The 16,409-nt window shown below is 59.7% G+C and carries 9 protein-coding genes; 8 read left to right on the top strand and 1 reads right to left on the bottom strand.

Annotation, left to right across the window (positions count from 1 at the left end; translation table 11 throughout):
• Nucleotides 1–9: 9 nt before the first annotated feature.
• From bcsB to ACU4F7_RS20910, 6 genes are all read left to right on the top strand, one after another.
• Nucleotides 10–2,436: a cellulose biosynthesis cyclic di-GMP-binding regulatory protein BcsB gene (gene bcsB / locus ACU4F7_RS20935; RefSeq protein ID WP_481637693.1), complete on the top strand. Its 2,427-nt coding sequence runs from the start codon at nt 10–12 to the stop codon at nt 2,434–2,436.
• 6 nt (nt 2,437–2,442) lie between these two features.
• Complete coding sequence (gene bcsZ / locus ACU4F7_RS20930) at nt 2,443–3,546, top strand: cellulose synthase complex periplasmic endoglucanase BcsZ (RefSeq protein ID WP_481637692.1); 1,104 nt, start codon at nt 2,443–2,445, stop codon at nt 3,544–3,546.
• Nucleotides 3,528–7,034, top strand: a complete 3,507-nt coding sequence (gene bcsC / locus ACU4F7_RS20925) for a cellulose synthase complex outer membrane protein BcsC (RefSeq protein ID WP_481637691.1) — start codon at nt 3,528–3,530, stop codon at nt 7,032–7,034. The genes bcsZ and bcsC overlap by 19 nt, the downstream gene beginning before the upstream one ends.
• 113 nt (nt 7,035–7,147) lie before the next feature.
• Nucleotides 7,148–9,148, top strand: coding sequence for a biofilm formation regulator HmsP (gene hmsP, locus ACU4F7_RS20920; RefSeq protein WP_029590655.1), 2,001 nt, complete (start codon nt 7,148–7,150; stop codon nt 9,146–9,148).
• 166 nt (nt 9,149–9,314) lie between these two features.
• Nucleotides 9,315–10,601 carry a dicarboxylate/amino acid:cation symporter gene (locus tag ACU4F7_RS20915; protein WP_029590654.1) on the top strand — a complete coding sequence of 429 codons (1,287 nt, stop codon included), beginning with the start codon at nt 9,315–9,317 and terminating at the stop codon, nt 10,599–10,601.
• A gap of 198 nt (nt 10,602–10,799) precedes the next feature.
• Nucleotides 10,800–12,284, top strand: a complete 1,485-nt coding sequence (locus ACU4F7_RS20910; protein WP_029590653.1) for a M16 family metallopeptidase — start codon at nt 10,800–10,802, stop codon at nt 12,282–12,284.
• Nucleotides 12,285–12,332: 48 nt separating this feature from the next.
• Here ACU4F7_RS20910 and kdgK read toward each other — a convergent pair whose 3' ends face one another.
• Complete coding sequence (gene kdgK, locus ACU4F7_RS20905) at nt 12,333–13,265, bottom strand: 2-dehydro-3-deoxygluconokinase (RefSeq protein ID WP_029590652.1); 933 nt, start codon at nt 13,263–13,265, stop codon at nt 12,333–12,335.
• A 232-nt stretch (nt 13,266–13,497) separates the two neighbouring features.
• On the opposite strand from kdgK, the gene pdeH reads away from it, so the two are divergent.
• Together pdeH and ACU4F7_RS20895 are read left to right on the top strand one after the other, a co-directional pair.
• Nucleotides 13,498–14,271 (top strand): cyclic-guanylate-specific phosphodiesterase, encoded by a 774-nt coding sequence (gene pdeH / locus ACU4F7_RS20900; protein ID WP_029590651.1) that lies wholly within the window; start codon nt 13,498–13,500, stop codon nt 14,269–14,271.
• Nucleotides 14,272–14,333: 62 nt separating this feature from the next.
• Nucleotides 14,334–16,391, top strand: coding sequence for an AsmA family protein (locus ACU4F7_RS20895; protein WP_481637690.1), 2,058 nt, complete (start codon nt 14,334–14,336; stop codon nt 16,389–16,391).
• Nucleotides 16,392–16,409: the final 18 nt, after the last annotated feature.

The following is a 16,409-nucleotide window of genomic DNA, read 5'->3' as shown; positions in this document are numbered from 1 at the left end:
GAAAAGGCAATGAAAAGAAAATTCTTCTGGAGTTGTGCAGTAGCAATAAGCGCGCTATCGACGCTGACGGTTCAGGCGGCGCCCGCTGTGAATCCCCAGGCGACCGCCGCGCCGACGGTGCCGACGGTCGCGCCCGCAACGCAGGGCGTGGTGACGGCGCAGCCGACGCAGGCGGAGCAGGTCACGCCGGACGTGCCGCCGCCGGCCGGGCAGGCGCCGGTGCCTGCCGCAGGCGACCCCATCGTCGGCCAGGTGATGCCGGGCGTCAACGGCGCGGGCGCACCGGTTGCGCAGAGCGACACCCCTTCCCGGGAGGTCAAGCTCAGCTTCGCCTCTATTGCGCCTGCGCCAGGCAGCCTGGTGCTGCGCGGCGTCAAGCCTGACGGGGCGGTGGAGTTCGGCATGCGCAGCGATGAGGTGGTTTCTAAAGCGATGCTGAATCTGGAATATACGCCATCGCCTGCGCTGCTGCCGGTACAGTCCCAGCTCAAGGTTTATCTTAATGATGAACTGATGGGCGTGTTGCCCGTAACCAAAGAGCAGCTTGGCAAAAAAACATTCGCGCAGATGCCGGTCGATCCGCTCTATATCAGCGATTTTAACCGCGTGCGGCTGGAGTTTATCGGCCATTATCGCGATGTCTGCGAAAACCCGGCCAGCAGCGCGCTATGGATGGATGTGGGGCGCAACAGCTCTGTCGACCTGACTTTCCAGAAGCTTCAGTTGCAAAACGACCTGTCGCATTTCCCGGTGCCGTTCTTTGACCCGCGGGACACGCGCCCGCTGGTGCTGCCGGTGGTTTTCGCCGCCTCGCCGGGCCTGGCCCAGCAGCGCGCCGCAGCGATAGTCGCCTCCTGGTTCGGTTCGCGCGCGGCATGGCGCGGACAAAATTTCCCGGTGCTCTTTAACCAGTTGCCGCAAAGCAGCGGCATTGTTTTCGCCACCAATGATAAGCGCCCCGACTTCCTGCGCGATCGCCCGCCGGTAAACGCGCCGACTATCGAGATGGTAAACCACCCGCAGCACCCCTGGATGAAGCTGTTGCTGGTGCTCGGGCGCGATGACAACGATCTCCTGCAGGCGGCGAAAGGCATCGCGCAGGGCAATATTCTGTTCCGTGGTTCAAGCGTGGTGGTCGATAACGTTAAGCCGCTGCTTGCAAGGCAGCCTTACGATGCGCCGAACTGGGTACGTACCGACCGCGCTATCACCTTCGCAGAACTGAAAACCTATGAAGAGCAATTGCAGTCGAGCGGTCTGGAGCCAGGCTCCATTAACCTGACGCTGAATCTGCCGCCGGACCTGTACCTGCTGCGCAGCAACGGGATCGATATGCGGCTAAATTACCGCTACAGCGCGCCGGTAGCGCGCGACAGTTCGCGGATGGACATCAGCCTTAATAACCAGTTCCTGCAGTCGTTTAGCCTGCAACCCAAAGAAGAAACTAACCGACTGCTGCTGCGCCTGCCGGTGTTGCAGGGGCTGCTGGATGGCAAGACCGATGTCTCTATCCCGGCGCTGAAACTGGGCGCCGTTAACCAGCTGCGTTTTGATTTTCAGTACATGAACCCTATGCCGGGCGGGTCGGTGGACAACTGCGTTACCTTCCAGTCGGTGCGAAATAATGTGGTCATCGGCGATGACTCCACGCTCGACTTCTCGCGTTATCACCACTTTATCGCCATGCCCGATCTACGGGCGTTCGCCAATGCGGGCTTCCCTTTCAGCCGTATGGCCGATCTCTCCGATACGCTGGTGGTGGTGCCGTCTGAACCGCAGGCCGCGCAGGTGAGCGCGCTGCTCAACACGCTGGCGTCCATCGGCGCGCAGACCGGCTTCCCGGCGGTTAACGTCACGGTGACCGATAAGGGCGACGACATAAAAAATAAAGACGCCGATATTTTGATAATCGGCTCGCTGCCGACGCGCTTTAAAGACGATCAGCATCTGGATCTGCTGGTGCAGGCGAATGAAAGCTGGGTAAAAAGCCCGACGCGGGAGTATCAGTTGCCGACGGCGATACCGGATGAGCATGACCGGCAGGCGAAAAGCCAGTCCACTATTATCTCCAGCGCGCCGATGGCGGCCGTTATCGGCTTTCAGTCGCCTTACGATGACCAGCGCAGCGTCGTGGCGCTGCTGGCGGACAGTCCGCGCGGCTACCAGTTGCTTAATGATGCGCTGAATGACAGCGGCAAACGCGCGGCCATTTACGGCTCGGTGGCGGTCGTCAGGGAGTCCGGCGTCAATAGCCTGCGGGTCGGCGATGTTTACTATGTCGGTCATCTGCCGTGGTTTGAGCGGGTCTGGTACGCCTTCTCTGGTCACCCCATCATGCTGGCGATTTTCGCCGTGGTTATCGTGGTGCTGCTCGCGTGGGTGTTATGGCGTCTGCTGCGCATCCTGAGCCGCCGCCGTCTGGGCTCAGAGGAGTAAGCGCCAATGACGCGCCTGAGCAAAGGAGCGATAGCGGGACTGCTGCTGGCGGCGACCACCACGCACGCCGCCTGCGGCTGGCCTGCCTGGGAGCAGTTTAAAAAAGAGTATGTCAGCGAGGGAGGCCGGGTTATCGACCCGAGCAGCGAGCGCAAAATCACCACCTCTGAAGGACAGAGCTATGCGCTGTTCTTCGCGCTGGCGGCTAACGATCAAAAGGCGTTCGACAGGCTGCTTGCGTGGACCGAAAACAACCTCGCCGGCGGGTCGCTGAAAACGACGTTGCCTGCCTGGCTATGGGGCAAAAAGGCGGAAAACGACTGGTCGGTGCTGGATACCAACTCCGCCTCCGACGCCGATGTCTGGATAGCGTGGGCGCTGCTTGAAGCCGGGAGAATATGGCGAACGCCGCGCTATACCGAAACCGGCAAGGCGCTGCTTGCGCTTATTGCTAAAGAGGAAGTGGTTAAGGTGCCGGGACTCGGGTTGACGCTGCTGCCGGGCAAAGTCGGTTTCGCTGAGCACAACGCCTGGCGCCTCAATCCGAGCTACTTGCCGCCCCAACTGGCCCGTTACTTCGCCCGCTACGGCGCGCCCTGGGCCGCCGTTCAGGAGAGCAACTTTCGGCTGCTGACCGAAACCGCGCCGAAGGGTTTTTCGCCCGACTGGGTCAACTGGACAGGCGCAAGCTGGCAGATGAAGCCGGAAAAACCGCTGGTGAGCGGCTATGACGCCATTCGCGTCTATTTATGGGTCGGCATGCTGCATGACGGTGATAAGCAAAAAGCGGCCTTGCTGCAACGCTTCAAACCCATGGCGGCGCTGACGCAACAGCGGGGCGCGCCGCCAGAAAAAGTGGGCGTGACGGATGGCAAGCCGCAGGGGCAGGGGCCGGTGGGCTTTTCCGCGTCGCTGCTGCCCTTTCTTCAGGGTCGCGATGCCCAGGCGATTCAGCGCCAGCGCGTGGCCGATAACTTTCCCAAAAATGACGCTTATTACAGCTACGTCCTTACCCTGTTTGGCCAGGGGTGGGATGAGCACCGTTTCCGTTTTTCAGCCCAGGGAGAAGTAGAGCCTGGATGGGGAGAAGAATGTCGAAGTTCTCCATAAGCCTGCTCGGCCTGACGCTCGGCCTCGGCCTGATGCCGCAGGCCTGGGCGCAGGCTGACGTTCGTCAACAATTGCTTGAGCAGATCCGCCTTGGCGAAGCGACACAGCGCGACGATCTGGTGCGCCAGTCGCTCTATCGCCTTGAGCTGATGGACCCGGATAATCCGCAGACGATTAGCGCGCGCCTGCGCTACCAGTTGCGCCAGGGCGATATGGCGGGCGCGCAGAGGCAGCTCAACAGATTAGCGACGCTCGCGCCGGGGTCTGACGCGCTGCGCCAGGCGCAGTTAACCATGACGCTCGCTTCGCAAGAAGGCCGCCAGCAGCTTCAGCAAGCCCGCCTGCTCGGCGCCACCGGCCATGTCCCACAGGCGCTGGCGGCTTACCAGAAACTGTTTAACGGCAAGCCGCCTCAGGGCGATCTGGCCGTGGAGTACTGGTCGCTCGCGGCGAAGCTGCCCGCGCAGCGCAACGAGGCGTTAAGCCAGCTTCAGGCGATTAACCGCAAGGAGCCGGGCAACGTGCAGGTCGGCGGCACGCTGGCGCAGCTGTTTTTCGCCAGCGACCGCGATGAAGAAGGGTTCGCCGTTCTTGAACAGCTGGCGAAATCAGCCGCCGGCAGAGAGACCGCGTCGCGACAGTGGTATCAACGCATTCAGTCGATGCCGATAAGCGACGCCAGCGTAAAAGCGTTGCAGCGCTATTTATCGGTATTTTCTTCCGGCGACAGCGTCGCCAAAGCGCAGATCCAGCTGGCGGAGCAGCAGGCGAAGCTCGCCGACCCGGCGTTTCGCGCCCGCGCGCAGGGGCTGGCGGCGGTGGCTGGCGGCCAGGGTGGCGGCGCGCTGCCTGAGCTTGAGCAGGCGCGGCGCGCCAATCCGCAGGATAGCGAAGTGCTGGGCGCGCTGGCGCAGGCTTACGCCCGCCAGGGCAACCGGGCGAAGGCGGTGTCGCTGCTTGAACAGGCCATTGCTATCGACCCGGCCAGCGACAATCGCAGCAAATGGGACAGCCTGCTGCAGACTAACCGTTACTGGCTGCTCATCGAGCAGGGCGACGCGGCCCTGAAGGCCAACAACGTCACGCTTGCGAAGCGGAAATACCAGCAGGCGCGGGCGGTGGATAAGCGCGACAGCTACGCGGTGCTGGGGCTTGGCGATGTGGCGGTGGCGCAAAAGGATGACGCGGCGGCGGAGCGCTATTATCAGCAGGCGCTGCGCCTGGACAGCGGCAACAGCAACGCGGTGCGCGGCCTTGCCAATCTTTACCGTCGCCAGTCGCCGGTACAAGCCAGCGCTTTTATTGCAGGCTTAAGCGCCAGCCAACGGCGCAGCATTGATGATATCGAGCGCAGCCTGACTAACGACCGGCTGGAGCAGGAGGCTGCCGCGCTGGAAAACCAGGGGCGCTTTAGCGAGGCGGCGGCGCGTCACCGCGAACGGCTGGCGCTCTCGCCCGGCGATGTCTGGATAACATACCGGCTGGCGAAAGACTTGGCGGCGTCCGGTCGGCAAACAGCGGCTGACGCCGCTTTTGCCGACCTCGCCCGCCTTAAGCCGCAGGACGCTGAACAGGTATACGCTCGCAGCCTCTATCTTTCCGGCCAGGACCGCGACCAGGAGGCGCTGGCGCAAATCGCCGCGCTGCCGCAGGCGAAATGGAGCCCGTCTGTCCGTGAACTGGCGCAGCGGCTTGCGAGCAACAGGCTTATTAACCAGGCTAACCGTCTGCGCGACGCAGGCCAGGAGCGGCAGGCCATCACGCTGTTGCTAAGCCAGCCGCCCGCCACCCGCATTGATTTAACGCTGGCGGACTGGGCGCAGCAGCGCGGCGACGATGCCGACGCGCGCGCGCTGTATCAGAAAGTGCTGCAACGGGAGCCGGACAACGCCGACGCGCGTCTGGGACTTGCGGAGGTGCTGGCGGGCGAAGGAGATGGTGCAGGCGCCCGGGCGCAGCTTGCGCAACTGCCTGTAGCGCCCCCGGGTGAGACGCCCGCGCTAAATGCCGAACGCCGCGCCGCCAACGTGCTGGCGCTGGCAGGTGATAAAACAGCGGCGCGCGAAGGCTTTCGCAAGCTTATCCCGCAGGCGACGTCGCAACCGCCCTCACAGGCAACCGCCCTGGTTTTGCGCGACGCGGCCCGTTTTCAGGCGCAGGATGGCGAGCCGCAGCAGGCGCTGGAAACGTATCGCGACGCCATGGTGGCGTCGGGCATTACTCCTTCGCGGCCGCGGGATAACGGCGACTTCACCCGGCTGACGCGCAACCATGCAAAAGATGACTGGCTTAAGCGCGGCGTGCGCAGCGACGCGGCGGCGCTTTACCGTCAACAGGATGTGAACGTCACGCTCGGCCACGACTACTGGGGCTCCAGCGGTACGCCGGGCTATTCGGATTTGAAAGCGCACACCACCATGCTTCAGGTGGACGCCCCGCTCAGCGACGGACGAATGTTCTTTCGCACCGACGTGGTGAATATGAACGCCGGAAGCTTTAAAAGCGAAGACGGCGTATATAGCCCCAGTTGGGGAACCTGCGAGGCAACGCCGTGTTACGGCAGCGCCTCGCAAAAAGCGCATGGCGTAAGCGTCGCGACGGGCTGGCGCAACGACACCTGGGAAGGGGATATCGGCACGACGCCGATGGGCTTTAAGGTCGTCGATATCGTAGGCGGCCTGAGCTACAGCGACGATCTCGGCCCTGTTGGCTATACGCTTAACGCGCACCGTCGCCCCCTCTCCAGCTCGCTGCTCGCATTTGCCGGGCAGAAAGACGCCAGCGCCAATACCGGCACGACCTGGGGCGGGGTTCGCGCCACCGGCGGCGGGGTGAGCCTGAGCTATGATAAAGGCGAGGCGAACGGCGTATGGGCGAGCCTTAACGCCGATATGCTGACGGGCAAAAACGTTCAGGACAACTGGCGCGTGCGCTGGATGACGGGCTATTACTATAAGTTTATCAATGAGGACAATCGCCGCCTGACGCTGGGCCTGAACAACATGATCTGGCACTACGAGAAGGACCTGAGCGGCTATAACCTCGGTCAGGGCGGTTATTACAGTCCTCAGGAGTATGTGTCGTTCGCTGTGCCGCTGACCTGGCGCCAGCGCACGGAAAACTGGTCATGGGAAGTGGGCGGTTCCGCCTCCTGGTCGCATTCGCGCACCCGCAGCGGGCCGCGTTATCCGCTTTCCGGCCTGGTTCCTTCGCCGCAGGACACCGACGGCGACGGCGTTTTTGACCGTTATGGCGATAAGGCGGAGCCGGAATCCGGCGGCACCGGGTCCGGCTTCGGCTACACGGCGCGCGCGCTGGTGGAGAGACGCATCAGCAAAAACTGGTCGATCGGTGCGGGCATTGATATCCAGCAGGCGAAAGATTACACCCCAAGCCATGCGCAGATATTTATACGCTACTCCCAGGCGGGCTGGCAGGGCGATATGGATATGCCGCCGCAACCGCTGGTGCCATATGCGGACTGGTAGTCTGAATAAAGGGTTAGCGCCGAGAGTTCGCGGTCAAAATTCTACACAATGCAGTATACTCTGCCCGCAAAGCGCATTATTTGCAGCGGGCAGAGGCACAGTGGAGAGTTAACTTGCGAGTCAGTCGTTCCTTAACGATTAAACAAATGGCGACGGTGTCAGCCGTCTCCCTGGTGTTTATTTTTGTTTTTGTTGTGATTTTGCTGTTTCACTTCGCGCAGTCCAATCGCTATAACGTCGCCATGCAGATGGAGAGCGTGGCGCGCTCGGTGCGCCAGCCCCTCTCCGCCGCTATTCTGAAAGCCGATATTCCCGAAGCGGAAGCCATATTGCAGCAGATCAAACCGGCGGGCGTCATCAGCCGCGCCGACGTGGTGCTGCCAAACCAGTTTCAGGCTTTAAGGGTGCGTTTCACGCCCGATCGCCCCATCCCGATGATGATTTCGCGCATTTTTGAGCTGCCGGTGCAGATTTCCCTGCCGCTGTACTCCCTTGAACGCCCGGCGAACCCGCAGCCCCTGGCTTATCTGGTTTTGCAGGCGGACTCGTGGCGCGTTTATCGCTTTATCATGCACCTGGTTTCAACGTTGCTTACCGCCTGGCTGCTGCTCTCGCTGATTCTTTCCGTGGCCATTACCTGGTGCGTTAACCGGCTTATCGTCCACCCGCTGCGTAAAATTGCCCGCGAGCTTAACGAGCTGGACGCGGCGAAAGTGCTTCCTCACCAGCTTAAGCTGGCGCGGCTGCATAAAGATGATGAGATAGGCATGCTGGTGCGCAGCTATAACCGCAACCAGCAAACGCTGATGCGCCTGCAGGAAGAGACCACGGCGCTAAGCACCCACTCGCCAATTACCGGCCTGCCGAACCGGGCGCTGCTGATGTCACTGCTGGAAAAGGTCGTCTCGGGCGGCAAAACCACGGCGCTGGTGTTTATCGCCTGTGAAACCTTGCAGGAAGCGGCGGCGGTGCTGAGTGAAGAAGAACGCAGCCGCGTGCTCGTCACGCTGGTGGAAAGAATGCGGTCGGCGCTGTCGCCGAGAATGGTTATCGCCCAGGTCAGCCATTATGACTTCGCCGTCATTGCCCACGGCGTGAAAGAGCGGGGGCATGCGTTAACGCTTGCCCAGCAGCTACTTGCCGCGATCGGTGAAAACCTGCCTGGCGGCGAGCTGCATTTGCGGCCTACCGCCAGTATCGGCATCGCGATGTACCATGGCGAACTCAGCGCAGAGCAGCTTTATCGTCATGCCGTGGTGGCCGCCTTCAGCGCGCGACGCAAGGGTAAAAACCAGGTGCTCTTTTTCGACCCCGAGCAGACGCTTCAGGCACAGCGGCGGCTGACCGAAGAGAGCGATATCCTCAATGCGCTCGACAGCCATCAGTACGCCATCTGGCTTCAGCCGCAGGTCGATTTGCGCACCGGCAAAGTGGTCAGCGCCGAAGCGCTGCTTCGCCAGCAGCAGGCGGACGGCAGCTGGGCCTTGCCGGAAGGGTTGATTGAAACCATTGAATCCAGCGGCCTGATGGTGCTGGTGGGCAACTGGGTGCTTGAGGAGGCGTGTCGGCTGCTGGCGGCCTGGCAAAGCCGCAACATCACGATGCCGCTGTCGGTAAACCTGTCAGCGTTGCAGCTGCTGCACCATGAGATGGTGCCCTCGCTGCTCGCGTTGCTTGAGCGCTACCGCATTGCGCCGGGCACGCTGGTGCTGGAGGTCACGGAAAGCCGCCGTATCGACGACCCGGACGCGGCGGTTTCCATTCTGCGCCCGTTGCGTAACGCCGGGGTGCGTATTGCGCTGGATGATTTCGGTATGGGTTACGCCAGCCTGCGTCAACTGCACCATATGAAAACGGTGCCGGTGGACGTGATGAAAATGGATAAAAAATTCATTGAAGGGCTGCCGCAGGAGCATGGCATGGCCGACGTGATTATTCAGTTGGCGGCGAGTTTGTCGCTGGACGTGGTGGCCGAAGGGGTGGAAACCGACGCGCAGCGCGACTGGCTCGCCAGCGCCGGCGTGAGCCTGGCGCAGGGCTACCTGTTCGGTAAGGCGACAACGGCGCAGGAGTTTGAGCGTCTTTATCTTTCTCGCTCCGGCCCTGCGGCGTAAGCGCTGCGATTCAGCGCGACTTATGCGAGCCAGCTCATAATTTTTAACATTAATGTTAACAAGCTGGTGTGTTGTTATTTCTGTGATGTATACCGGGTGTTACTTTTAGCCAACAGGATTGCTAAACAAGCACTTTTATTGTGGTTATTACCTTCAAGGACACCCTATGAAACTCTCACTCTTCAAGAGCCTCTATTTTCAGGTTTTGACCGCCATCGCTATCGGCATTCTGCTCGGCCACTTCTACCCGGAGCTGGGCGCGCAGATGAAGCCGCTGGGCGACGCCTTCGTTAAGCTCATCAAAATGATTATCGCCCCGGTGATTTTCTGTACCGTGGTGACCGGCATCGCCGGCATGGAAAGCATGAAGGCGGTTGGGCGCACCGGCGCGGTCGCGCTGCTCTATTTTGAGGTCGTCAGCACGCTGGCGCTGATTATCGGCCTGGTTATTGTGAACCTGGTGCAGCCGGGCGCGGGCATGAACGTCGACCCGGCGACGCTGGACGCGAAAGCGGTGGCGGTTTACGCCGAACAGGCGCAGCAGCAGGGCGTGGTCGCCTTCCTGCTGGACGTTATCCCCGGCAGCGTCATCGGCGCGTTCGCCAGCGGCAACATTTTGCAGGTGCTATTGTTCGCCGTGCTGTTTGGCTTTGCGCTGCACCGTCTTGGCAAAAACGGCCAGCTGATTTTCAACGTTATTGAAAGCTTCTCGCAGGTTATCTTCGGCATTATCAATATGATCATGCGCCTTGCGCCGATTGGCGCGTTTGGGGCGATGGCCTTCACCATTGGGAAATATGGCGTCGGCACGCTGGTGCAGCTCGGCCAGCTGATTGTCTGCTTCTATATCACCTGTATTCTGTTCGTGGTGGTGGTGCTGGGCGCCATTGCCCGCGCGACGGGCTTCAATATCTTTAAATTCATCCGCTACATCAAAGAAGAGCTGCTGATTGTGCTGGGGACGTCGTCTTCAGAGTCGGCGCTGCCGCGCATGCTCGATAAAATGGAGAAGCTGGGCTGCAAGAAATCGGTGGTAGGGCTGGTTATCCCGACCGGATACTCGTTTAACCTCGACGGCACCTCCATTTATCTGACGATGGCGGCGGTGTTTATCGCCCAGGCGACCAACAGCCATATGGATATCTTCCATCAAATCACGCTGCTGGTGGTGCTGCTGCTCTCCTCGAAAGGGGCGGCGGGGGTGACCGGCAGCGGGTTTATCGTGCTGGCGGCGACCATTTCCGCGGTAGGCCACCTGCCTGTCGCGGGGTTGGCGCTGATCCTTGGCATCGATCGCTTTATGTCGGAAGCGCGTGCGCTGACTAACCTGGTCGGCAATGGCGTAGCGACAATCGTTGTGGCGAAGTGGGTTAAACAGCTTGATGAAAAGCAGCTCAAAGAGACGCTGAACCCGAAAAAACGCGACGCCCGTCCGCACCAAATCTCCTCCTGATCTCACTCTTCTGCCCGCTGCCGCTTGCCTCGGCTGCGGGCCCCTGCGCATAATTGGCTTTTATTTCACTTTATTGCGTGACGTTTTGTTATTTTCGCGGTCAAACGAAAAGTTCTGACGTCACCTTTGATGGCCGTAGATGCGCGACAGGCCATCGTTTGAATGATTTTTAACCAGGAATGTTGATCAGGGGTACACATGCAGGGCACTAAAATTCGTCTTTTCGCCGGGAGCCTGCTGATGATAGCGGCCACTGGCTACGTGCAGGCAGAAGCGCTCCAGCCCGACCCGGCCTGGCAACAAGGCACGCTGGCGAACGGTTTTCAGTGGCAAGTGCTGGCGACGCCGCAACGCCCCAGCGACCGAGTGGAAATCCGCCTCTCCATTAATACCGGTTCGCTTGCGGAAAGCACCCAGCAAAGCGGTTACAGCCGCTTTCTGCCGCGTCTTGCGCTGACCCAGAGCGGCAGTCTGCAAGCCACGCAGGCCCGCTCCTTATGGCAGCAAAGCATCGATCCGAAGCGCCCGTTGCCGCCGGTTATTGTCTCTTACGACACCACGCTGTTTAATCTGAGCCTGCCAAATAACCGCAACGATTTACTCAAAGAAGCGCTGACTTACCTTGCCGACGCGGCGGGACAAACCAAAATCACCCCTGAGAGCATTACAAAAGCGCTGCAGGGGCAGGATATGGTCGTCACGTCGCCCATCGATACCAAAGAGGGCTGGTGGCGCTACCGCCTGAAGGGATCGACGCTGCTCGGTCACGACCCGGCGGATGAGATTCGCCAACCGGTGGATGCTAACCAGCTGAAAGCGTTTTACCAGAAGTGGTATACGCCGGACGCGATGACGCTTATCGTCGTCGGCAACATCGACAGCCGCGCGGTGGCGGAGCAGATCAACAAAACCTTTGGTGACCTGAAAGGCAAGCGCGAGACGCCTGCGCCGGTGCCGACGCTCTCTCCGCTGCGCCATGAGCCAGTCAGCATCATGACCGATATGGTGCGCCAGGACAGGCTCTCCATCATGTGGGACACCCCCTGGCAGCCTATCCGGGAATCCGCTGCGCTGCAGCGCTACTGGCGCGCCGACCTCGCTCGCGAGGCGCTGTTCTGGCACGTTCAGCAAAATTTAAGCAAAAACAGCATCAAGGATATCGGCATCGGCTTTGACTGCCGTGTGCTGTTCCAGCGCGCCCAGTGCGCCATTAACGTGGAATCGCCGACCGACAAGCTCAACAGCAATCTGGCGCTGGTCGCCCGTGAACTGGCGAACGTGCGCGGCAATGGCCTTTCCGGGGATGAGTTCAACGCGCTTATCGCGCAGAAAAAGCTGGAGCTGCAAAAGCTTTTCGCCACCTATGCGCGCACAGATACCGACATCCTTATCAACCAACGGATGCGTTCTTTGCAAAACCAGGTGGTGGATATCGCGCCGGAGCAATACCAGAAGCTGCGTCAGAGCTTTCTGGACAGCCTGACGCTTGAGCAGCTAAACCAGGATCTGCGTCAGCAGCTTTCGCAGACGATGTCGCTGATTCTGCTGCAGCCGAAGGGCGAGCCTGAGTACAGCATGCAGGAGTTGCAAACGACGTGGGATAAGATAATGACGCCTGCCGTGACGCCAGCCGCCGCCGACGACACCCATCAGGATGTGACAGATATTCCGCCTGCGCAGTAAGGCGCGTTGCAGACAAAAAAAGCGCCTCGCGGCGCTTTTTTTATGGCCTCAGGCTGGCATCGCCGAGGCGGGGATAATCGCGCCGCGATACTGGATGACGGTGCTGGCGGTCAGGTGACCGCGTTTTGCCGCCTCTTGCGCGCTGCCGCCGGTCAGGCGCACCGCCAGATAGCCGGCGCTGAAGGAGTCGCCCGCGGCCGTCGTATCAATCACTTTTTCTTTTGGCAGTTTCACCGCCGGCACGTCCAGCACCGTCTCGCCCTGAATGGCGACGAGGCAAGAATCCGCGCCGCGCTTGATAACCACCTCCTGCACGCCCGCCGCATGGGTGCGCGCAATCACCTCTTCTACCGGCTTTTCACCCCACAGCGCGTCTTCATCATCCAGCGTCAGAAAGGCGATGTCGGTGCAGCTTAACATCTGCTGATAAACCTGCTGCGTCTCTTCGCGGCTGGCCCACAGGCGCGGGCGATAGTTGTTGTCGAAAATCACCTTGCCGCCCCTTGCGCGGCAGTCGCGCAGCAGACCAAGCAGCTTTTCACGGCTTTGCGGGCTAAGAATGGCGAGGCTGATGCCGCTCAGATAGAGGTAGTCAAAGCCTGCCAGCTCGGCGCAGATGGCGTCCGCCTGCTCGCTCTCCAGCCAGTAGCGGGCCGCCGCTTCATTACGCCAGTAGTAAAACGTACGCTCGCCGCTGGCGTCGGTCTCAATGTAATACAGGCCCGGCAGCCGGTTCTCCATGCGCTGCGTCAGGTCGGTCTTCACATATTCTGCCTGCCAGGCGTCGATCATCTGCTGGCTGAAATTGTCCTGGCCCAGCGCGGTGACGTAGTGCACGGAGAGGGCGGTCGGCGCGACCTGACGGGCAATATAAACCGACGTGTTAAGGGTATCGCCGCCAAAACCACGGTTTACCTCCGTGCCTTTTTGCGACAGTTCAATCATGCATTCGCCAATGACGGCAATTTTTTGCAAAGACATAGTGAAGAACCTGTACAGAGAAAATGAAAGCTAGTGTGTGCTCCGCTGATAAATCCGTCAAACATTTTAAAACATCGTTCCGATATTTATTTGAGCCAGACAGGTATTTTGAAAGCGTCAGAAAAACAGTGATTCATAAACAGGCAGAGATTGAACATAAAGTTCTCACCTGGCGGGCCGATAATTCGTTGGCGAGTCCAGGACAGCCATCACGTTTAACAGGACGACTACGATGAAGTTAAAACAGGTCACTCAACGGCTACCTCTGCCTGCCGCGAACATTGAAAATCTCCAGGAGCGGCGTTTCTGGTTGCAGTGTGAGCGTGCCTATACCTATCAACCCATATATAAAACGGATGGGCGACTGCTGGCGGTAGAACTGCTGACGGTGGTCACGCATCCTCGCGAGCCGGATCGGCGCATTCCGCCTGACCGCTATTTTTCAGAACTGCCCGTGCGCCAGCGGCTGATGGTGATTGACGAACAGCTGTCGGTGCTGGAGGCGCGCGCCGACTTTTTCCAGCAAAACCAGGTGCTGGCCTCGGTGAATATTGACGGCCCCACGCTGCTGACGATGCGTGAACACAGCGAACTGCTGGAGCGAGCCAACCGGCTTGAGTGGGTGCGCTTTGAGCTGGTGGAGCATATCCGCCTGCCGCAGGACTCCTCTTTCGCCAGCGTTTGTGAGTTAGGGCCGCTCTGGCTGGATGACTTCGGCACCGGCATGGCGAATTTCTCGGCGTTAAGCGAAGTACGTTACGACTATATCAAAGTGGCGCGCGAGCTCTTCACGATGCTGCGTAAAACGCCTGAGGGCCAAAACCTATTCACGCTGCTGCTGCAACTGATGAATCGTTATTGCGAAGGGGTGATTGTCGAAGGGGTGGAAACCGAAGAGGAGTGGCGCGACGTACAGGCGTCGCCCGCGCTTGCCGCTCAGGGATATTTCCTCTCCCGCCCGGTCTCTTTTGATACGCTGGAGCGCGTAATGCTAAGACTTTCCTGATGTTGTTTCCGTTTCCCTAAACTATCTTTACTTAAGGCAAGGTAGAAAGGGAAGGCGCGGAAATGACAAAAACAGGCAAAATAATCAGTGCGGTAGCAGGGATCTTCTTGTTGCTGATCGTGATTTTAATCATTGTTATCGCCACTTTTGACTGGAACCGGTTAAAACCGACCATTAACGAGAAAGTCTCCACAGAGCTGAACCGTCCTTTCGCTATTCGTGGCGATCTGGGCGTGGTGTGGGAGCGCAGCAAAGAGGAAACCGGCTGGCGCAGCTGGGTACCGTGGCCGCACGTCCATGCTGAAGACATTATTCTCGGCAACCCGCCTGAAATTCCCGAAGTCACCATGGTGCATCTGCCGCGCGTGGAAGCCACACTCGCGCCGCTCGCGCTGCTGACCAAAACGGTCTATATCCCCTGGATTAAACTGGTGCAGCCGGATGCGCGCCTGATTCGCCTGTCGGAAAAAAACAATAACTGGACCTTTAACCTGGCGAACAGCGATAAAAAAGAGGAGAACGCCCAGCCTTCCGCCTGGTCTTTTAAGCTCGACAATATCCTGTTCGATAAAGGCCATATTTCTATTGATGACAAGCTCAGCCGCGCCGATGTGAAAATCACCGTCGATCCGCTCGGCAAACCGCTGCCTTTCAATGAAGTGACCGGCGCGGACGATAAAGAGAACAAGGGCAACGTCGGCAACTATGTTTTTGGCCTGAAAGCGGACGGGCGCTACAACGGCCAGGCCGTTGAAGGCACCGGGAAAATCGGCGGCATGCTGGCGCTGAGAAGCGAAGGCACGCCGTTCCCGGTGCAGGCGGATTTGCGCTCCGGCAATACCCGCGTGGCCTTTGTCGGCACCGTCAACGACCCGATGAACATGGGCGGGGTGGATTTAAAGCTGAAATTTGCGGGCGATTCGCTGGGCGAGCTTTACGAGCTGACCGGCGTACTGCTGCCGGACACCCCGCCGTTTGAAACGGATGGCCGTCTGGTGGCGAAAATCGGCGATAAAACCTCTACCTATCATTATCGCGGTTTTAACGGTCGCATCGGCGACAGCGACATTCACGGTTCGCTCACTTACACCAAAGGCGAACCGCGGCCGAAGCTTGAGGGCGATTTAGAGTCTCGCCAGCTGCGTCTGGCGGATCTGGGGCCGCTCATCGGGGTCGATTCTGGCAAAGACGCTGACAAGAGCAAACGCGCCGAACAGCGCAAGGGCGAAAAATCGTCGCAGCCGGCGGATAAAGTGCTGCCGTACGATAAATTCGAAACCGATAAATGGGATGTGATGGATGCGGACGTGCGCTTTAAAGGCCGCCGCATTGAACACAGCGCCAGCCTGCCGTTAAGCGATCTCACTACGCATATTATTCTGACCAACGGCGACCTGCGCCTGAAGCCGCTTAAGTTCGGCATGGCGGGCGGCACAATTAATTCCACCATTCATCTGGACGGCAGGAAAAAACCGATGCAGGGCGCGGCGGATATTCAGGCGCGTCGCCTGAAGCTTAAACAGCTGATGCCGGATGTGGAGCTGATGCAAAAGACGCTCGGCGAGCTGAACGGCGATGCGGATTTCCGCGGCAGCGGCAACTCGGTGGCGGCGCTGCTCGGCAGCAGCAACGGCAACCTGAAGCTGCTGATGAATGATGGCTTGATTAGCCGCAACCTGATGGAGATTCTCGGCCTCAACGTGGGTAACTTTGTCGTCGGCCAGATTTTCGGCGATGAGGAGGTGCGCGTGAACTGCGCGGCGGCGAACCTCGATCTGGTGAACGGCGTGGCCCGTCCGCAGATTTTCGCCTTCGATACGGAAAATGCGCTGATTAATATTACCGGCACGACCAGCTTTGCCAACGAGCGGCTCGATCTCACCATTAACCCGGAAAGCAAAGGGGTGCGTATTGTTACGCTGCGCTCGCCGCTTTACGTGCGCGGCTCTTTCAAGAACCCGGATTACGGCGTGAAGCCGGGGCCGCTCATCGCCCGTGGCGCCGTAGCCGCCGCGCTGGCGACGCTGGTGACCCCGGCCGCCGCGCTGCTGGCGTTGATTTCGCCGTCTGAAGGCAGCGAGAATCAGTGCGGCACGATTTTGTCGCAAATGAAGAAGTAAGAAGGGCGGCCGGTTCGT

This window comes from Franconibacter pulveris (assembly GCF_056780215.1).
The sequence above is the reverse complement of the archived record's forward strand: the minus strand, read 5'-3'. Positions and strand labels throughout refer to the sequence as shown.